We start from the raw sequence: 19,346 nt of genomic DNA on the forward strand, positions 1-19,346 counted from the left end.
GCGACGCCCGTCAATTGGCGATTTACGACGCAACAGGCACGACGTAAACTGGCTCGCCTGTATCCTTGTGTTTCTTCGTGACTGACTACTAGCCAGCAATTCTCGAGACTAAGATTTCGAGACCGCTTGCCGACCTTAATTTCAGGACTTATCGATAGCAACCTCTTAGTGTGGCAAGAAAGAGTTGCCTCCTTACTGAATAGCGGAAGAAATCTTGATGATTCTGTTCGTTTCGAGATTACAACAACGAAAGGGGAATGCCTGACACGATTGCAAATAACCCGTTTCGATTGTCTGCTAATTGCTAATTATCCGGCAGGACATATCCGCTTGGCAGCGGAAAACCTCTCTAAGCTTGGAGATGATTGGCAACAACGGGTTAGGCTTGAAATGTTTCCATTATGGGTGCCATCGGCCCACCCCCTTCAATTAGAAGTTAATCAAGAACTAACGGCATGTTGGAATGTGCCCACCGATCTTATGCCGGGGCCATGGTGGATTATCGGTAGAGATGGAGATTGGGCTCGTTTTAGGCCTATTTTATGGTCGGTACCCGTAAACAATTACATTGATATGGGAGCAAAATCTACATCTTTATTGACGGAAGCAATTCGTGAGTCAGACCAGGAGCGACGTGAAACGCTTTTAGGTAAAGTACTAGGAGAGCTGGGAACAAACCCTGAACATCCCGACTGGTTCTTGCTATTCGATTTGATCCGTCTATCCAGAGAATTCCCGACCAGTTCGCTCGATGTGCTTGTTCGCTTGGTATCTTATCCACAAACACTGGCCTTAGCCTTGCTTAAAGCAGATGATGAATCATTTAACTGTGTTTGGTCATTGGCTGAGCAATTGCCCTTCTCTTGGAGCCTATTACCTACTCAATGTTGGAAAGAAGCAGCAACACTTCATTTTTACAGCCTTCGGAATGCATTAGGCGAAATGGATGCAAATGGCGAATTGTTATTTTCTGTTTTTCAACAATTCCGCAATCGAGCCAGCTCTAGACGAGCTTATTGGACTGTTCTTTGCGATTGGCTGCACCAACAAATATTTTTAGAGCGGCCACTTAATAATACTTTGATTCGTGTCATGCGAAGATGCCCCTCTTTTATAGACCAGCAAATTGAGGAAGTTGAAAAAGATTTGCAAGGGCGACATGATGCAGAGGAGCAGTGGCCACAGAGTAAAGAGGTCATGGAAAAAGTCAATCAGGGCTTGGTTGACGAGTTTTTTTTATTTCCCCATCTCTCTCCAGTATATCGCTCTGTTAGATGTGCTCCTTTTCTGGTCGCAAAACTCAGTGTTAAAGGGTTGCATTGTCCAAATAATCTTGAGCCGAATATTAAAGGATCAGAATGGGTGGATTTAAATGAACAAAAATCCTATGCCATAACAGATCGATTAATTTACGAACTCAGACTGATTAGAGCCTTTGATCCAGAGTGGTTTGATACAGTATATGCATTGGCTTTAACTTTTGAACTATCTCGTTTGCCTCAGCAAGTACCCCAGGAAGTGGCGTCATAATGAATGTAAAAAAGTTTTATAGTGACCTTACCGTTCAACTTAATCGGCGCGCTACTCGTGCCTCATTAGGTTTACTGGGGTTTCGTAATGATGCTTTGAGGGAGTATCTTCGAGATTGTTTTAACCAGGATGCCGGCATCCCTGGCTCCTTCCTTGCCGATCCAGTATTTGAAGCTACATTCGGCTGGAAGCCAGCTGATAGAAGCTTAGGAGATTTAAAAGATAATTTGTTGCATCGGGATTTGATTAATGCCTTAAGCAACCCAGAGAAGAAAGATATATCAGAAGACTATTCCTTTTCTTTACAACAGCGCCCTTACCGTCATCAATTACAAGCTTGGCATGCACTCATTGAAGCACAACCACCACGATCGGTATTGGTCACTAGCGGTACGGGGTCAGGTAAGACGGAATGTTTTTTAATTCCGATTCTGCATGATCTAGCTGCTGAGGTCGAACAAAGACAAAATGCAACATTAACCGGCGTTAGAGCTCTGTTTATTTATCCTCTTAATGCGCTGATCAAAAGCCAGAAAGACCGATTGGTTGCATGGTCGGAACCATTTAAAGGTAAGATAAGATTCTGCTTATATAACGGCGATACACAAGATCAGGCAAAAAGCAATTGGTTAAGTGAAGTGGCTGGCCGGCGAACTTTGCGAGAAAATCCGCCGCCGATTTTAGTGACTAACGCAACCATGTTGGAGTATATGTTGGTCCGGAATGAAGACCGGCCAATTCTTGACCAATCTAAAGGCAAGTTGCGTTGGATTGTCATTGACGAGGCACACACATATTTAGGGTCTCAAGCTGCTGAGCTGACTTTACTATTGAGGCGAGTCTTACACGCTTTTGGATGTACTCCCGATAATGTTCATTTTATCGCTACATCTGCAACCCTAGGTGATAGCAGCGAAACGTCCCGTCAAAAATTGGCGGAATTCTTAGCAGATATAGCTGGTGTATCGCCGGACAGGGTCACTGTTGTTGAAGGAAGTAGGGAAGTTCCTGAATTAGGCGTTTCATTGCAACAGAAAAATGTTACTTGTCCTGATCTGCATGAATTAAGCAATTCAACAGCGACCGATCTTTTTAATAAATTAGCCAGTGATGCAAAAATTCGCAACTTGCGGGCTCGTCTTACTGAACGCCCAGCCCAGCTGACACATTTAAGTCAATTACTATATCAAGACACCAGCAGTCATTCACGTCAGACAACGCTTGAATTGTTAGATCTATGTAGTCAAGCTAAAAATGAAAAAAACGTACCCTTTTTACCGTTGAGAGGGCATCTTTTTCATCGTGCTTTGAACGGACTTTGGGCTTGCGCTAACCCGGCTTGTAAAGGCAGAAAAGATACGCATCTTGATAATGAGCAATGGCCCTTTGGTGCCATCTTTCTGGAAAGGCGCGAACATTGTGAGCATTGTGAAATGCCGGTATTCGATTTGGTGCAATGTGGAGAATGCGGCAATGAGTTCTTGTCGGGGCAAGAAACTCACTATGATGGAAAAGATTGGTTAGAACAAAAACAATACGATCAGGATGAAGACGAATTTCAGCAAGAATTGGAGCCACTAGAAACTGAGGGAGAAAATGACTCAGAGGTACCGAATAGATCAAGCCAAGGATTTGTTAGGCTGATAACGGCCAGGAATTTGGTTCATGATCAAGATATTGATTTGAGTCAAAACCGTCAGCTTGATCGGGATAAGAAACAAGGCATCCCTATTCACCTTTGCTTACCTAAAGATGATGAATTGCATGAATTGCGCTGTCCTGTTTGTGGTGAAATTGAACGAATTGGCAAAACCTTATTTCGGCCCATACGACTCGGAGCTCCATTTTTACTGTCAACCGCCATCCCCGCTTTAATTGAGCCATTACCGCCGATGACTGGCGGCGAAGAAGCAAGGCCGCTTGAGGGTAAGCGCCTGATTACATTCACCGATAGCCGCCAGGGAACTGCGCGGTTTGCCGCTAAATTACAGCAAGATAGCGAGCGCAACTATGTTCGTAGTTTGCTTTACCATTCTCTGGCAGCAACCTTGCAGTCCATTGATGAAACGGCAATTGAACAATTAAAACAAGAAGTGGCCGTCCTTGAGCCACTTGCTGTAACTAATCCTGTGCTTCAAAACTTGCTTGAGCAAAAACGTCTGGAATTAGAAAAAAAGCAAAGTCCGCAGAGCGCTCAACTTCCATGGGAAGAAGCGGAAAATAAGCTCATGAACTCTGACGATTTCACTCGATGGATGTTGCGGAACCTAAAAGAACTGACATACAACCAGTTATCCGATCGCCAAATGGCTCGTTTATGTTTGCTTCGCGAGTTTTTTGTGCGGCCTAAGCGACAATTTTCTTTAGAAGGCTTAGGTCTAGTAGTCAGTCAATTTAAATCAAAAGGATATATTGGGCTTGTAAGTCACTCTATAGTGGCATTGATGGTTACTGATTGAGGTCAAGCAATGCCAGCTCTTAAATACAAAGTCAATCTGACTGAAGACGAAAAGCGTGGCTTGGAAGCCATGATCAACAAAGGAAAAGCCGCGGCACGCCATCTGACACGCGCGCGAATTTTATTAAAAGCGGCAGCGGGTATTCAGGATAAAGACATTATCCAAGCTTTGGGTGTCTCGGAATCAATGGTGTTGACGACGCGCCAACGGTGTGTGGAAGAAGGCCCGGAAGCCGCCCTGAAAGAACGCCCCCGTCCAGGACGTGCCCCAAAACTGACGGAGAAGCAGGCCGCCCATATTATCGCCTTGGCTTGTAGTGAGGCGCCGACAGGGCATGATCACTGGACCTTGCGGTTGTTGGCGGACAAAGTGGTGGAATTAGCGTATGCCGACCGTTGCAGCTATGAAACCATCCGTCAGCTTTTAAAAAAACACTCTCAAACCCTGGCAGAAGCAAGAGTGGTGCATTCCCGAGGTGAGTGCTGAATTTGTCGCGGCGATGGAAGACGTGCTGGACCTTTATGAAGAACCCTACGATCCGTTGCGCCCGGTTGTGTGTTTCGACGAAAGTCCGAAGCAACTCATTGCGGAAGTCCGCCAACCTCTCCCGCCTGAGCCCGGTCAACCGGCCCGCTATGACACCGGCTATGAACGGAAAGGCGTCTGCGATTTGATGATGATCTGCGAACCTAAACGCGGTTTTCGGCAGGTGGACATCACCGCGCGGCGGACCAAAATCGAATTCGCGCACAGCATGAAGCATATCGCTGAACTTTATCCGGACGCGGCGGTGATCCGGGTGGTGCTGGACAATCTGAATACCCATAAAATGGCGTCTTTGTATGAAGCCTTTCCAGCAGAGCAAGCCCGTGAATTGGCGCGACGGCTGGAGTTCCACTACACGCCCAAGCATGGCAGTTGGCTAAACATCGCTGAGATCGAACTGGCCGTCTTGTCGAACATGTGTTTATCACAGCGGATACCGGACACAGAGAGCCTCCGGCGTGAGGTCGAAGCCAATATCCTACCGCGCAACACCAAGGCGACGCCCGTCAATTGGCGATTTACGACGCAACAGGCACGACGTAAACTGGCTCGCCTGTATCCTTGTGTTTCTTCGTGACTGACTACTAGTTCAACTACGTTATCCAGGATTGGATAAAGTTGAATTGCCGGCTGTTATGAAACAACGCAGCGTCAGCATTGAAGAATGGCACGCTTTATTGCAGGTTGCGGTAGATTATGTTTTACGCACCAGCGGTCCGGCAATTTCAGCACCCAAAGATATAATCCGTTGGTTGGGGTATCCTTCACGCCCTATGTATATGCTCCAGCCTGGTTTTGCTAGAAAATCCCCCAAAACCCAAAGACTTTGGCCATCTATTCAAAATCAGCAATTCAAGCGAAATCGTCTGGTTCGGCTTTTAGCTTACGCTTTTAAACTCGACCTCGAATTACAAGAACATTGTCAACAATTGGAGGAATTATTGCTGGCTGTCTGGCAAGGCATTAAGCAAATTTTGACGCAAAGCGAAGATGGCTTTCAATTGGAATTGGATAAGCAGGCCGTATTGCAAGAGGTTCGTGAAGCTTGGTTTTGTCCAGTAACACGCCGGCTGTTACCTGTCACTTTTAAAGGAGTTACGCCTTATTTACCAGCATCACCAGCGTCGGATGAAATGGCTTTGTGCCGAATAAAAGTAACTTTGCCTCGCGTGCCTAATCCATTTTGGCTGGGTAGATCTCTAAATGACATGAATAAATGGTTGGAAAGCAACACAGAAATATCTCACATTAGAAAATTAGGTGCATGGCCTGATATTAGTGACCGGATAGTGATGCATAATCGGTATCTCAGGGCTCTGGAGCATTCAGCACAAATTTCAGGGAGTGAATTAAGCGCGCGGGAAAATGCTTTTAAATCTGGTCAAGTTAATGTTTTAAGTTGTTCTACCACGATGGAAATGGGCGTCGATATTGGCGGTTTAAGCGCTGTAGCAATGAATAATGTTCCACCTCATCCAGCCAATTTTTTACAACGTGCCGGTCGAGCTGGACGCCGAGGAGAAACCTCCGCAGTAAGCTTTACACTATGTAAAGCTACACCGCATGGCGAAGCGGTATTTAAAAATCCGCTGTGGCCGTTTGTAACTCGTCTAGCAATGCCTCAGGTAGCTTTACAAAGTGAGCCGATAATCCAACGCCATATCAATGCTATGGCATTAGCGGCATTTTTAACCGATCGAGTACCGGACAGAACACATAAGGTAAATACCGGCTGGTTCTTCGAATCCCCTGTTGAAGGGGTATCGGCTCCCTGCGAAACATTTATAAACTGGTGTGAGACTCAAGCTACTCAGATTGAAAATTTGGTTCAAGGATTGATCACAGTCACTAAGCGCAGCATCCTTGCAGGGCGATCACCCGCTTACTTGTTGGATCGTTGCTCCTCTGCCGCTCGACTTATTTCTACTCGCTGGCGGAATGAGCTTGATGCTCTGCTTATTCAATATGATCTCGTTAAAACCAAAGAAGGAAACAGCAAACCCGAGCAAGCTATAGACATTCAAATAAAAAGAATAACGGGCGAATATCTGCTTGGCGTTCTGGCAAATTGGGGATTCTTACCAGGCTACGGTTTTCCAACCGATGTCGTACAACTGGTTACTACAACGCTTGAGGATATCACGCGTAAACGCATTGATTCCACGACTTCAGAAAGGGAAGATAATCGTGCCAAACGCTCCGGTTTCCCTAGCCGCAATTTGGCCATTGCAATTCGAGACTACGCGCCAGGAACGGATACGGTTTTAGATGGCCGAGTGTACCGTAGCGGCGGTGTCACGTTAAATTGGCAAATGCCGGTGGAGATGAATGGTCAACCGGAAATACAAAATTTGCGTTGGGTTTGGCGTTGTGAAACCTGTGGCAATAATGGCACACGGCTGACAATACCGAATCGCTGTCCTCAATGCGGCGAAAGTAATGGGGAAAAACTTCTTCGGCAACGCTATTTGCAACCGGCAGGATTCGCTGTGGATATTCGCTGCCAACCCCATAACGATATAAGCATTCCGCAATATATTCCGGTTAGAGATCCTCTTATTTCACTGGAGGGTATCGATTGGATGCCATTAGCAAATCCAGCTTTTGGTCGCTACCGAATTAGCACACAAGGACAACTTTTCCATCGCTCCGAGGGATTAAACGGCACAGGTTATGGTTTATGCCTTCGCTGCGGTATGGCCGATTCAATGACGGAAAAGGGTGAACTCCCCAAGGATTTTTCCGCACATAAACGCTTGCGGGGCGGGCGTATGGATGACCGCGAAAAAGAGTGCCCTGGAAACAACGAGGACTGGGCAATTCTTAAGGGAATTTATTTAGGTATATCGACACAAACGGAAGTGCTCGAGTTGCAGCTTAGGGATATAGAAGGAAAACCTATCGATCAAATGACGGCCTACACGCTAGCCATAGCGCTACGTCAAGCTTGGTGTCAATATTTAGGTATTGAAGAAAACGAAGTTGGTGCTCATGCAGCCCCCGTGCGGAATGAACTACAGCAATCGGCTTATGCTATTTACCTTTATGATATGGCTTGTGGTGGTGCTGGTTATGTCCGACAAGCCGGAGTTGAATTGCCAAAACTGCTTCGTAAAGCGCTTTCAGCTTTGGAATGTCCAAGGAATTGCGACTCCGCATGCCAAGCTTGTTTATTGACGTTCGATACGCAACATCACCAAAAAAACTTAAACCGTCACGCGGCGCTAACTTTATTATCAGGCGTCTATCTCAATGCCTTAGATATTCCTGAACATCTTATGGCTTTTGGTTCAGAGAGCCACTTAGAAATGGAGCCTCTAATTCTGGCATTGAATAGGGAATGGCAGAAACATAACATAAATTTGGCGCGTATCTACCTTGGTGGAGATGCTTCTATATGGGAGCCATTAGCATGGCGTTTTAGAGATGAATTGAATCGTTTGAGTAGCGCAGGCATTAAATTACAGTTAATAATCCCTGCCTCAATTTTATCTTCGCTAAACTCAAGCCAACGAGCCGAACTTTCTGCCGTTGCCGCTTATACAGGCGCAGAACTCTATAGCGCTAAGTCTCTTCATATGGATGGATCGCCCGCTTTACCCCTGATTCTTGAAATCGGTGCAGACCATTTCCATGTTCGCTGGGTAGCAAGCCATCAAAATGCGCTAGCTCCCACGCCTCACTGGGGAGCAGGTGGTGAATTGAGTGGTCAATATGTCTTATCTCGACAACAACAGCCTATTCCTTCTCAACCAGTTGAATGGATAAAAATTAATCCAGCCGACTTACGAGATTCGCGTCCTGGTTTAACGGAATTAGCCATAGGTCCGGAATTAAACGGCCCATCTCTTTTATTTGGAGAAAAAGCATGGTCATTAATTATCGAACAGTCGCCGATATTTGAAAATAGATTAAGAGGTGAGATCAAACTATTAGAAGTGCATTACTCAGACCGTTACTTAAAGTTACCACTCACCTTGCTGCTTTTGCATAGTTTATTGAAGCAATTAATTAGCTTCTCAGACGGATTATCCGAAAGCACGAGAATATCTATTGAAACAGCCCAACTCATCCGTACAAAAGAAGAGATACCTCGCTTGTTTTATCATGATTGGAGAGAGAGCGAGGACAGACGCGAAGTAGTTAATGCGTGGTTCAGTACAGGTTTCCATAGCTTTATTTGGAATGAGTATCCGCTCCATGATCTACCTCATGAAAGAAAATTAGAGCTTACTTGGGCCGATGGTTCGCAATTTAAGATTATGTTGGACCAAGGTGTTGGTTATTGGCGAATTGTTCGGGGAGTACGAGCTGAATTTCCTTTCGAAGGCGAGATTAAACAACAGATCAATAAACTTTCAAATACCAATCTTATGATCGAGGCAGGTAGTAAAAATCACCCAACATTTTGGTATTATGGAAAACTATAGGCTGGTCTTTAAGTTTTGACAATTGATGAAGCGCTCAAATACGAGCACAAATCGCTCAAACGCTGCCACTGCCACGAAACGAATCGGGATCACTTCTCCAGAATTCAAACAGTAACGGATTCCGATCAATCAATAAGAGGCATTTTAGAATCAAGTCTCGCCGGCTAGTCAGGAAATAGACCGCTATTGTTTGAAAAGAGGAGAGGCATCAAGCTCAACAAAGGACAAAAATCAGATCAAATATGAGATCTTGATAATTCCGACAACCAAATAACTTCATGCTCTAATGCCAATCCAATCGTAGAGAGCGATACGCACAGTTCTTGGACTTCATCGTTCATTCTTGCCGCCTGGAGTCTGGGCAACGCCGCGTGGAAATCGCTCAGAGTATTTTGCCATACGGAATTATTACCGTACTTCTGCAGAAGATTTTTCCAATCCGGAATGAGCCAAAATGTACAAGGGCAACAGGCTGTTTCTAACAATTTGGCATAATTGAGTAATCCGACACCATCATAGTCCGGGAAAAAAACCATTTGCGGAGTTCGTTGACGCGCAGCTAGCCATTTGAGCAATTGACCGTGTATCTGGCCCCCGTAATAGGTAATCGTGCCTTTAGCTTCGGGGGGCAGCCAGTCCAGCCGATTAAACAGAGCCTGATTTTCGACTAACCACAAGGGCTGTTCCGTGTACCAAGCGTCATTGGCTTGAATTGCAAGAGCGCCCGCACCAGCAATCGCGCTGACAGCGGAGAGGTCGAGCTTGCGGCCGTCTTCATGATGCCAAATCACATTAGAACCAATCGGTTTGATCAACAAATAATAGTGGCCATGGCTATGGCCTTTTCCTTTGCTATTCCGGGTTTGGGCAATATTGGCGGCCCGTGTCGGCAGGGAATCCAGAAGGTCATCTGCATTATGCGGTCGAAGTGATTTGAGGTGCTCCTGTAAGAGCGGAAGATTCGCAATCTGATAAACTAACCCGCTACCCTGCGGCTTGGTCCGGACGGCGCCGGTTTTTCGCTCGAATTCGTTGAGAGTCGCGCGCTGCGCTGCAGTCAATGCACTGGCCGGTACATCGGTTCCACTCGCCACCAGCTTTTCCAAGGCGGCGATCAGTGCACGGCTCATGCTTCAATTTCCTCCGCTTCTAGCGGCTCAATGATTTGCCACATTTGCCGGCTGATTTGATTATGGCCTTTAATATTGGAAATGGGGACCAGATAACGCGCCGTCACCAAGGGGGTTGGGGATGCAAAAATTAGCGCAAAACTAAAATCCTTAGCGGTAGCAATTAAATTCCGCTGATTCCGTTGATCCAGTGCGGAAGCTTCATCCAGATAACAAACCGCCTGAACCTTGCTGCGCTTATCCAGCATCAGATGCAATAAAGCCAGGCCAGTCACTAATTTGGCCATCAATACCGTTCCGTTAGAGGCTGCGCTGTCCAAATCGGTAAAAGACTCTTCTCGACGCCCAGCTTTACCGACGATAAATTCCAGACGGAAAAAATGCTCGATGCGCAGACAGCCTTTTGCCTCGCCTTCGGCGATCAATAATTTCTTCGCCCGATTGATTTTTTCATCATCCAACACGCTGCCATGGTTAAACAGATCGAACGTTTCACCACTATTGGCTTTCTCGGCGGTGCTGATTAAAAGTTCGACGGCTTCAACCAACTGGGTTTCGTCAACCGGCGCAATCTTGAATACCGATAAGTCCGACAATTGCCGGCGGCTGATCAGGCGGTTCAATTCATTCATTTTGCTTTTGAACGTCACCAGGCCGTCGCGGAGCTCGCGAAGACAGGCGGTGACATTCACCACGGCATCGCGTGTTTTCCGGTCAATCGCCTCGGCCTCAAGCGGTAAATGCGCGGCAAACTCGAGTATGCGTTCAATTTCCGTTTCACTGCCCTGGATAAACTGGAACTTGGTCAGACCACCGGCATGCAACTCCCCCAAGCGCGACTCGATCCGTTCATCGAGTTGCAGCAAACTCCTGCAGTCACGCTGGTAGGTCTCCAAGGTGGCATCGAGTTGCGTCAAGGCAATATCGGCATTTCCCAGCCAGGCCAGATGAGGAAAGTCAGCCAGACAATTGAACACGGGAGCCTCATCGCCTCGGTTTTCCCGTCGCATACAGATGCTTTGATGTTGTTTTCTTAGATCAGTCAGTTGGTCTTGCAAGGTTCGCTGCAACTCGCGTAGTCGCTTGGCTTCAGCTGCGGATCCATCTAATCGTGTTTTTAATGAGGCCAGTTTTTCCTCAAGGGCTGTTTTTTCGTCCAGGCGTTCCGCTTGATTGGCGTTCAGGGCTTGCAGTTCGTCGAACCGTTTCAGTTCCTCTTGCATTTGCCGGACAACGGCTTCCAATCGCTGTTTTTCCTGATTCGCGGCATCCAAGGCCTGTGCCGCGTCCAGCTGACGGTTTAAACCTTCAATCAGTTGTTCCAGCTCTGCAAGCCGCTGTTGGATTTGTTCCGGGGTACGCTGATCGTAATGCGCGGCTAATGATTCCAGCGAAATCTTTAATCCCGGTAGGGCAATAGCTCCGGCGGGTTGATCTAATATATCTCGCAGCCAGGCTTGCAGCTTTTCCGGCGAATTTTCAAACGCCTTTGGGCCCAGCGTCATCACTTGGCTATCAAACAAGCGATTTAGGGCATCAACATGAAGTTCAGGCAGAACCTGTTTTAATTGCAAATACAGGTTATCGGCAATCGTTGCCAATTCGCGTTGAAGTTCAGCCTGTTCCTTCATGGCAACTTTCAAGTCTCTGCGGATGGCTTCGCTGCCTCGGGCGGTTGCCTGCTGCACCAAAGCGATCTGTTCGTTTAGACGTTGTTCGGCGTTTTGTAAACTATCGACCAAATCGCCGCGATTCCTTATCAGCGCAAATTCGACGGCAAGCTCCTTGTGTCTGCGATCGATGTCAGTCAGTTTCTCCAATTGCTGCCGGGTTCGCAATTGCTCTTCAGTTAATTCTCTGTCTTGCAGTTGCAGTTTCGATTCCTCTTGTTCCAGCTGGTCGATTTGTTCAACCCGCGCCGCAGTTTCTCGCTGGTAATAGTTCTCCCATTCGACCAGTTTGGCTTCAATCAACGGACGGAAATGCAAGAGCTTGCCGCGAAGCTGCAGGCGGTCGGCTTGCAGGCGTTCCAGAGTCTGGATGGCGTTTTTCTGTTTGAATGTAGCGTCATACTGAGCCCGATCGGCATTCACTTCGGCAAAGGCTTTGTCCCATTCCGCCTTGAAATCGATATTGGAATCGGGCAGATCGCGGCGAAATATGGCTAATAAATAGTCCTTCACTTCTCCCGATCGCAGTTTGTCCAGGCGCAAGGTTCGGGTCAGCACCCGTTGAAAAACGTCCGCCTGGCTGCCATGCTCCAGTTTGAATACAGTAAAATCAGGCTCATGCTCCTGGCGTTTTTTCCGGCTTCCATAGAGCGCATCGGCAAATTCGCTCGAAGAATAGCTAAAGACCAGTTTTCCGTGCCTCGCCATGTGTTCCTTGAACTGAGGCTGCTGAACTTGCGAGCCATCGTCCAGGCGGAATTCTTCTACATCCAACGTGCCCTTATAAGCAAAATATTCATAATCGTGGCTGACGCCCTTGCCCACGCAACCTAATACCACCGTTCCCGTCGTCGGCAAGGCCACTTCCAACAAAATATAAGCGCTATTGTGCGGGAAATAAAAACGACGGCTGATCTCGACATCGTGAGCCCCAAAATCCATCCGTCTTTTGTCGATGATCAACAAGAATTGCAGGGCATTGATCAGGCTGGTTTTGCCGGTATTATTGGGTGCGATCAAGGATACCGCCGCATCGAGGGGCAATTCCGCACGCCGATAACCGGCACTGTTAAGCAGCACCAAGCGCTGAAATCCATACTGGATCATGCCATTTCCTCCCCATACTGATCGTCGTCCGCGGTTTCGCGCTTATCTTGTCGAACCAGTTCTTCAAAGCGATCCAGATAACGGTAGACTGCGGAAAGCAGTTTCCAGCCATTCCCTTCCGACATCGCGAATCCATAGTTACTCGCCGATTTTAATAATTGAGGGAGGGCATCCTCCTCGGCTAAAGCCTCCGCTTCGAGTAGCAACCGATTCTTTTCTCGTATCGCCGATAAAAGTTTATCGTCAATGACCCAGTCGGTAAATCGACCCAAATGGTGTCCAGCATCCGCCTGAAATTCGAAGATCAGCATGAACAGCAAGGCCAGTTGACGCGTGGTTTTGGAGACATTGCTGCTGGCTTCATCATAATGAAACCAGGCAAAACCGCGGCCATCGATCCTGAGCACGTAGCCCAGGGCGCCGAATAAGGTTTCGTAAGCGGCTTGTTCTTTCTCCAATTCGGTCCAAAGCTGATGATCGACCAAACGGTTCAGATGCTTACCGCTGGTAAGGAGTCCGAAAATTTCATTGAGATGCGGCAACTTGTGGAGATAGAGAGGTGAAACAGTATTCATGATTCATCCGAAGCCATTTCGATCGCGTGGGGGTAATGGGTAACCCGCACCGTGTTGAGATTCTGTTGTTGGGGGGCATCCGCTTGGGTAATCAGCCAATCACTTCGATTGATCAGTTCATGGTAAATCCGGAGGAGATTGGCGTCGCTGCATTGGGGAAATTCGTGATGTAACCACTGGAGTAAATTATGAACTGGCACCTCGCTGTGCAGGCGTTTCAGTAAGTCGGCTTCATCAATTAACTCCAGGAGGAGACTTTCATCCACGGCGACCTCCTCGGGAAAATCCACCGTCGCCGGTTGATAGTTCATCGCCTCGCTCATGATCGCCAACACTTCGTTGCCGACAGTCACGCGGCGCGGCATTTCCCGGCGCCATAAAGGTAAGGCACTGCCGCGCAATGTCCAGTTTAGGCCGCGCTTACGGATCTTGCCGAGGAATTGACTGATGGCGGAGGACAATTCGTTGTGCTGCCGAATTTCTTCACGCAGCGGCAACAGAGTGGCACTGCAATGTTTCAGCACATCCCGGCCCAGGCGGCGAAGCTCCTTGGCTTGAAACGCCACTTGCCGCATAGCGAGGCGTTGGCTGTACAGCGAGCCCTGGATCGTCAGCGTTTCTACAACATGATCCAACGTATGCTCAGCCGCCTCCAGATGCCGATAGAATGTACCCGAGGGGCCGCTGTCCATCATTTCCGCCATCGGAGCGACATAATTGTCATACGCCTCCAAAACCTCGCGGTAACGCTGAGCGATAGGCAGATTGGCATCGGCAGACTTGGCTCGTTCCGCAATTTCAAGAATGGCGTGCCGGTCCTGGTCAAGCTGCTGGCTGATTTGCCGAAACAGTTCGGCCAGTTGACTGGCTGCCTGGCGAAGTTGGTCGGCATGATTATTCAGCAAACCGTCACTGAGTTTGATGGTGGCACTCTTGATCGCTTCAACCCGGGCGCGGAGAATGTCAGATAAACCCAGCTCATGTTCACGCGTCAGCCCGCGCACGAACTCCAGGACCTGAGGATGAATTTGTAAAGCGGAATCCCGGGGCAGAATTTGCAGCAGATCGGATGAAGCGAGTTGACGCAGGATGTCGTCACGTTCCTCCAGGTTCTTCCCAGGATGGATGCGAGCAATGACGGTTAACAGCTGTTGTTGCTCGAATACCGGAAACTCCCGGCTGAGAGGAATCAGGCTTTCTATAATATCCCAATGGGTATAAAGGGCATAGATTAAGCTTCTGGGATTAGCCACTGTTCACTCCCTATATGCCGCAGCGATTTTTTATTTATGCTCAAGAAATTATCTTGTCCTGTTAATCCGGTTCAGCCAAAATGGCGTGAATCGTGGCTATGGTCATCAATAGGGTCATCGGTTGTAAAGGGGATTCAATAAAGCCGCGCGAAAGGTAAAACTGTTTCGCTGAGTCGGTCAGGGCATGCACCAACATGGCAAACACCCCCGCTTCCCCGGCGACGTTGACTGCGCGCAGCATCGCATCGCGCAGCAACGCCTGACCAATCCCTTGATTGTGGTAGCGCTTATCTACGGCAAGCCGACCGAGCAGCAGGATGGGCAAAGGATCGGGCATATTACGCCGCATCGCTTTGGGCGCCACCTCCTGACTGATCGCACCGGCCGACAGGCTGTAATAACCGATCACTTCCCCGCCGCTACATATTACGAAGCAACGCGAAGCGCCTGATGCTTGGTTCTTGATCGCGCGCTTTTTGAGCCAATCGTTCAAAGATAATTCGCCGCTGTCGAAATTGCTCAGCTGGTGATCCGTTGTGATCGGGGAAGGAGGGGTAAGATCGAGCGCGATTACTTCTCCCATGGGGCTCTGGTCTTGAGCAAGCGGCGTAGCTTGTCCGTGGGCGGCAAGGGCTGATCGAGTAACGCCTGAAATTTAGCAAAGGTGCCGGCATCGACCGTGAAGAAGGCTTGGTCGAGCAACACATTTTCCGCTTCGCGGCAGGCGGCTTCCAGCATGAAGTCGGATCGGCTGCGCCCTAAACGTTCTGCGGCTTGATCAATGAGATCGCGCTGTCCGGCTCTGGCGCGGATATTGATGGAAACGGAAACCGTTTCTTTGGTTTGTGTATGGGCCATCATGAGACTCCTCTGTATATAATATAACCCTACATGATTGTATATCAGATCTCAATACAAATATCGATGGTACAAATCAGCCCGATGATTCTCCCTTTGTGATGTAGACCGCCTGTTCGCGAGTTAGGCAGCATGCGGCATTTGCACAGATGTTTTTCAGCGATCTGAATGTCGTAAAATGGCCGAACTTCTCCTAATGATTTCCTTTTACACCGCCAGACAAGGCTTCAAAACTGGTTTTCGCAAGGTATCCCATCCCTATCGCCATCCATCTTCGTGCCGGGGCAGTTATCCAGGTAGAATTCGGCTTCTTCACTCGACGTCATCTGGGAACAATAAACTTTGCCTTGGCATTGGAAGTGGGGCTCGGCTATCTCCGATTCCGCTACTAACGGAGGCATTGACCGGGCGACAGTCTGAGCATGGCGATGCCCATACGTATCGTAAGCGTAAATTCCAACCAAAATTAGCAACAGAAACAGAATCGGTAGGCTGCCTCAGCGTTTTTGTGACCGAATGATCCTCTGCTTCGGTATTTGCTGTCGCCTATCGTATGGGGCGGGGTCCGACGGCGCTGCCCGTTTTCTTGCGGCTGGCTCCAGCGTCAGTTGTTGGGGTACCCCTTCGATAAGGGCTTGGATGGCGCGGGGTTTGCCGCTGGCATCGACTTCCGTCTGGTAATGGAGGGTATCCCCCACTACAGGAGGACGACTCATCCCTCGCAAGGCGGAGATATGGATGAAGATGTCGTTGCCGCCGGTGCTGGGTTTGATGAAGCCGAAACCTTTATCGTCGATCCATCGAACCAGTTTGCCAGTTTCTGTTTGCATAAGGAGTCGTTGCCGAGGTTGGTGTAGAACCGTAAGTATAGGCGGTATCGACTGGATGCAAAGCGCCGTCATGATCTGCTCGAATGATCATTTTTTGGTCAACTTAAGCCTGTGTCCTGGAAACCAGAGACTTAGCGCCACTGGTCACGGAATAGTCACAACATTATCCACAGGTTTTGTGGATACAAAAAATGGCCTAAGCCCGCTTGAAGTGAGGTCATGTGAATGACTCTCAGCATTTCGAATGGGCTTTGACCGTTTGTCCGGCGTCAGTTGAAGTGTTGAATCGGCCAACTATCGGCAGTTAATATCGCCCGGTTTAACCTCTGCCTTGGGAGGGATTTTCGCTTCGATCTTCACCGGCGCCACACCTTCTTTGTTTAAGCCAATCTCTTTGGCGGCTTTTTTCGACAAGTCAATATCGCGTCCTTTAACATACGGCCCGCGGTCGGTAATCTCCAGTTCGACGGACTTGCCGGTTTCGAGATTGGTCACCTCCGCCTCGCTGCCCAAAGGCAAAGTGGGATGTGCGGCGGTCTTTTCATGTTGATTGAATATTTCGCCGCTGGCGGTCTTTTTGCCGTGGAAACCTTTTCCGTAAAACGATGCTTCGCCTTTCTGTTCGATCACCGGCTCCCCGCTCTTTTCAATCTTCACTCGGGTATCATCCTTCACCAAATCGCCTTTTCCTTCCCTCGGCTCCTTGCACTCCGCGTATTTTTCAACCTTATCCGCCACCGCTTTGGCTTTGGCGCGCTGTTGCCGATCCTTGCCCCAAGCTGCGGCGTTAAATCCTATGCACAAAATAAAAATCACAATGATTGGCCAGCGCGGAATAAAGCGTTTAGCTATTAACGTATTCATACCCACCTCTCTAATCGCCTCGAAAATTCAAGCTCGGTTCATCCAAAACAGGAGCCAAGTGCGATTCGTACTTTGGAACTCTAACGAGGGGAGTAGGCTAGAGTCCGCTCTATGTATCGTTTTAATTTAGAGGTAGCGTTAGCAATGAAAGTTGCAGGAAGGGGATTCGGGCAGAGAGCCGGACGTCGCAGAGATATGTTGTGCTCGGCGTGAAGTGGACGGAACATCAATCCGCAGCAAGCAGTTCGATCCAATGTACGACCGGAACGTTGTTCGCAGAGCGCAAATGCATCAGACAGCCGATGTTGGCGGTGACGATGACTTCGGGTCATGGGGGCAGATCTTGCAATCAAGTATCTATAGCTAAACTGGCAGACTGGTATCCACTCAAGTACTGTCAGTCACGGGCACAACCTAGCGATCCGGAATTGGCCGATTGTGTAAAAAAAGGCCATTTTGGATAGAAAGCCCTTTTCTGCTCAAATTTATTTTTAAAAAAACAAAGAGTTATAGATAGCGCTATTGATCAAATCGGCCTGTTCCGCAAAAACCGACTTTTTCAACACAATCGGTCGAACCCCGACTGTCACGTTATTTAAAATTTTTTTAGCCAAGGATATCCGGTTTGGATAGTGACCCGTGAGGGCTAAAAATGAAATACTGCTGCCATTTCTCCATAAACTTAAATGATCAAACCCGAACACTTTAATGCCGGTCGAGTTATTAATATAAACCATTGATATAAAAAGTCTTTTATAAATATATGGCTTGAGTTTTTAAGTATGTTATGTTATAATATTACATAGGCGATCTATTTGAATTCCCCGTCGCCTTGCCCTCCCTCCGCCCCACCATTTCAACGCGTACATTCACTTTGGCCCATCGGGTTTGAACTTCCGGTGCGCTTTCATGCGCGCGTTGATTTTGGGTATCCGGAGATTTTTATCCTCCTGTTTGAGGAGAACCCTGATGACCATCCCTTCTTTACCTGCGGGACTTGATCCCGCTCTTAAAGCCCTGACTCACTGCCTAGCATTAACCAATGACAACTACCAGCGCCTGTTAAACCAGCCAGAATCCTTGCCTTTCTGCCGCGAGGCCGGCCGCACGCTCCGTGTCTTGGCGGACCGGATGACCCAGGTCCTGCTGGCCGCCCTGGCGGAACCGCCGGAGAGTAACGAGGAGGATCTCCTCCTTGAGGAGGAAGCAGAAACCTTAGAAGAGGAAAGCGCAGACGAATAAGCACCTCAGAATAGACTCTAATCTATTTCAACTATTGAACAGGCACGGCGAATATCCGTTGCAGGCTCGTTCGCCGTACCTTACTGACAAACTTTTATCCCAGGAGACCCTGATCATGACCGAATCCTCCCCACCCCAGGCCACGCCTGTGTTTGCGCGCTTCGAACTGGGGCAGCTCTGTTACACGCCCGGTGCCCAAGCGGCTTTGGAGCGTTTTAAAGTCAATCCGTTTCGCTTAATTGGACGCCATCTCAGCGGCGATTGGGGCGACGTTTGCGCCGAAGATGCAAAGGCCAATGAAGACGCCCTGATTCATGGCCACCGCCTGTTGTCGGCCTATCGGTTGACGGCGCCTGACAATGAAGGTGAACAACCAGACCCGGTTACGTGCTGGCTGATCACTGAAGCGGACCGCAGCGTCACGACGATCCTGCTGCCCGAAGAGTATTAATCCCCAACCACTATCCCGGAGAATCCCGATGAATCCAAAAACTGAAACCCCAACCGAATCCCAAACCTCCACAGACACCAAGCCCGCCGTCACCAAACCGGCCAAAGCCCAGTCCACGCCATCTACACCAGAGCCTGTCCTCAAAGCGACGGAATCTCTAGAGACCGGTCAAGCACCCGGCACACCACCCGAGAGTTCGGGCAAGCTAGCGCCGGAAGTGATCGAGCTGGTCACGGAACTACGCGACACCGTGAAGCGCCTCCAGCCGCACAAACACACAACCAAATCCTTACGCCGCGCCCTGTCCAGCGTCAGTGCCATTCTGGCCGACATTGAGGCGCTGTACGAACAACTCTGAACGCAGGCCCTGTCTAGCGTGATGTTCTGGATCACCCCGATCT

The 19,346-nt window shown here is 48.6% G+C and carries 16 protein-coding genes; 7 read left to right on the plus strand and 9 right to left on the minus strand.

Going from position 1 to position 19,346, the window contains the following annotated elements; all coding sequences use genetic code 11:
- The first annotated feature begins 126 nt into the window (after positions 1-126).
- The 4 genes from A3OW_RS27545 (at position 127) to A3OW_RS26160 (ending at position 8,965) form a co-directional block, all read left to right on the plus strand.
- A complete protein-coding gene (locus tag A3OW_RS27545) occupies positions 127-1,530 on the plus strand; it encodes an STY4851/ECs_5259 family protein (protein WP_157385761.1) in 1,404 nt (467 codons plus the stop codon).
- Positions 1,530-3,989 carry a DEAD/DEAH box helicase gene (locus A3OW_RS0101000; RefSeq protein ID WP_026223238.1) on the plus strand — a complete coding sequence of 820 codons (2,460 nt, stop codon included), beginning with the start codon at positions 1,530-1,532 and terminating at the stop codon, positions 3,987-3,989. Before A3OW_RS27545 ends, A3OW_RS0101000 begins: the two co-directional genes overlap by 1 nt.
- A 9-nt stretch (positions 3,990-3,998) precedes the next feature.
- Positions 3,999-5,112, plus strand: a protein-coding gene (locus tag A3OW_RS26765) for an IS630 family transposase (RefSeq protein ID WP_085984322.1) whose coding sequence is annotated in 2 segments (ribosomal slippage) — positions 3,999-4,426 and positions 4,425-5,112 — 1,116 coding nt in all. Because the reading frame shifts where the segments join, the coding sequence is not laid out codon by codon here.
- Positions 5,113-5,143: 31 nt separating this feature from the next.
- A complete protein-coding gene (locus tag A3OW_RS26160) occupies positions 5,144-8,965 on the plus strand; it encodes a helicase-related protein (RefSeq protein WP_157385762.1) in 3,822 nt (1,273 codons plus the stop codon).
- A 236-nt stretch (positions 8,966-9,201) separates the two neighbouring features.
- On the opposite strand, the gene A3OW_RS0101020 is transcribed toward A3OW_RS26160, so the two are convergent.
- The 9 genes from A3OW_RS0101020 to A3OW_RS0101055 form a co-directional block, all read right to left on the minus strand.
- Positions 9,202-10,095: a hypothetical protein gene (locus tag A3OW_RS0101020; RefSeq protein WP_020561568.1), complete on the minus strand. Its 894-nt coding sequence runs from the start codon at positions 10,093-10,095 to the stop codon at positions 9,202-9,204.
- Positions 10,092-12,872 (minus strand): coiled-coil domain-containing protein, encoded by a 2,781-nt coding sequence (locus tag A3OW_RS0101025; protein ID WP_020561569.1) that lies wholly within the window; start codon positions 12,870-12,872, stop codon positions 10,092-10,094. Before A3OW_RS0101025 ends, A3OW_RS0101020 begins: the two co-directional genes overlap by 4 nt.
- Positions 12,869-13,447 (minus strand): condensin complex protein MksE, encoded by a 579-nt coding sequence (locus tag A3OW_RS0101030; RefSeq protein WP_020561570.1) that lies wholly within the window; start codon positions 13,445-13,447, stop codon positions 12,869-12,871. Before A3OW_RS0101030 ends, A3OW_RS0101025 begins: the two co-directional genes overlap by 4 nt.
- Positions 13,444-14,700, minus strand: a complete 1,257-nt coding sequence (locus A3OW_RS0101035; RefSeq protein ID WP_020561571.1) for a hypothetical protein — start codon at positions 14,698-14,700, stop codon at positions 13,444-13,446. Before A3OW_RS0101035 ends, A3OW_RS0101030 begins: the two co-directional genes overlap by 4 nt.
- 61 nt (positions 14,701-14,761) lie before the next feature.
- Positions 14,762-15,283 carry a GNAT family N-acetyltransferase gene (locus A3OW_RS0101040; RefSeq protein WP_020561572.1) on the minus strand — a complete coding sequence of 174 codons (522 nt, stop codon included), beginning with the start codon at positions 15,281-15,283 and terminating at the stop codon, positions 14,762-14,764.
- Positions 15,271-15,561, minus strand: coding sequence for a type II toxin-antitoxin system TacA family antitoxin (locus A3OW_RS0101045; protein WP_033411506.1), 291 nt, complete (start codon positions 15,559-15,561; stop codon positions 15,271-15,273). Before A3OW_RS0101045 ends, A3OW_RS0101040 begins: the two co-directional genes overlap by 13 nt.
- A gap of 224 nt (positions 15,562-15,785) precedes the next feature.
- A complete protein-coding gene (locus tag A3OW_RS28935) occupies positions 15,786-15,959 on the minus strand; it encodes an excalibur calcium-binding domain-containing protein (protein WP_332309794.1) in 174 nt (57 codons plus the stop codon).
- 96 nt (positions 15,960-16,055) lie between these two features.
- Positions 16,056-16,388, minus strand: a complete 333-nt coding sequence (locus A3OW_RS28405) for a cold shock domain-containing protein (protein WP_232422304.1) — start codon at positions 16,386-16,388, stop codon at positions 16,056-16,058.
- A gap of 294 nt (positions 16,389-16,682) precedes the next feature.
- A complete protein-coding gene (locus tag A3OW_RS0101055; protein ID WP_020561575.1) occupies positions 16,683-17,252 on the minus strand; it encodes a septal ring lytic transglycosylase RlpA family protein in 570 nt (189 codons plus the stop codon).
- Positions 17,253-18,221: 969 nt separating this feature from the next.
- Between A3OW_RS0101055 and A3OW_RS0101065 the strand changes: the two genes are divergently transcribed.
- The 3 genes from A3OW_RS0101065 (at position 18,222) to A3OW_RS0101075 (ending at position 19,303) form a co-directional block, all read left to right on the plus strand.
- Positions 18,222-18,494 (plus strand): hypothetical protein, encoded by a 273-nt coding sequence (locus A3OW_RS0101065; protein ID WP_020561577.1) that lies wholly within the window; start codon positions 18,222-18,224, stop codon positions 18,492-18,494.
- 115 nt (positions 18,495-18,609) lie between these two features.
- Positions 18,610-18,945 (plus strand): hypothetical protein, encoded by a 336-nt coding sequence (locus tag A3OW_RS0101070; protein ID WP_026223241.1) that lies wholly within the window; start codon positions 18,610-18,612, stop codon positions 18,943-18,945.
- Between the two features lie 28 nt (positions 18,946-18,973).
- The gene (locus tag A3OW_RS0101075) at positions 18,974-19,303 is read left to right on the plus strand and encodes a hypothetical protein (protein WP_020561579.1); all 330 of its coding nucleotides are present in this window, start codon (positions 18,974-18,976) and stop codon (positions 19,301-19,303) included.
- Positions 19,304-19,346 lie beyond the last annotated feature (43 nt).

The organism is Methylosarcina fibrata AML-C10 (assembly GCF_000372865.1).
Lineage (GTDB): Bacteria > Pseudomonadota > Gammaproteobacteria > Methylococcales > Methylomonadaceae > Methylosarcina > Methylosarcina fibrata.

Coding starts and splice junctions, on each gene's coding strand:
- A3OW_RS28405 (WP_232422304.1), bottom strand. CDS start 16,388: ATGCAAACAGAAACTGGCAAACTGGTTCGATGGATCGACGATAAAGGT.
- A3OW_RS28935 (WP_332309794.1), bottom strand. CDS start 15,959: ATGCCTCCGTTAGTAGCGGAATCGGAGATAGCCGAGCCCCACTTCCAA.
- A3OW_RS0101030 (WP_020561570.1), bottom strand. CDS start 13,447: ATGAATACTGTTTCACCTCTCTATCTCCACAAGTTGCCGCATCTCAAT.
- A3OW_RS0101040 (WP_020561572.1), bottom strand. CDS start 15,283: ATGGGAGAAGTAATCGCGCTCGATCTTACCCCTCCTTCCCCGATCACA.
- A3OW_RS0101070 (WP_026223241.1), top strand. CDS start 18,610: ATGACCGAATCCTCCCCACCCCAGGCCACGCCTGTGTTTGCGCGCTTC.
- A3OW_RS0101045 (WP_033411506.1), bottom strand. CDS start 15,561: ATGATGGCCCATACACAAACCAAAGAAACGGTTTCCGTTTCCATCAAT.
- A3OW_RS0101055 (WP_020561575.1), bottom strand. CDS start 17,252: ATGAATACGTTAATAGCTAAACGCTTTATTCCGCGCTGGCCAATCATT.
- A3OW_RS0101000 (WP_026223238.1), top strand. CDS start 1,530: ATGAATGTAAAAAAGTTTTATAGTGACCTTACCGTTCAACTTAATCGG.
- A3OW_RS0101020 (WP_020561568.1), bottom strand. CDS start 10,095: ATGAGCCGTGCACTGATCGCCGCCTTGGAAAAGCTGGTGGCGAGTGGA.
- A3OW_RS0101065 (WP_020561577.1), top strand. CDS start 18,222: ATGACCATCCCTTCTTTACCTGCGGGACTTGATCCCGCTCTTAAAGCC.
- A3OW_RS0101075 (WP_020561579.1), top strand. CDS start 18,974: ATGAATCCAAAAACTGAAACCCCAACCGAATCCCAAACCTCCACAGAC.
- A3OW_RS0101025 (WP_020561569.1), bottom strand. CDS start 12,872: ATGATCCAGTATGGATTTCAGCGCTTGGTGCTGCTTAACAGTGCCGGT.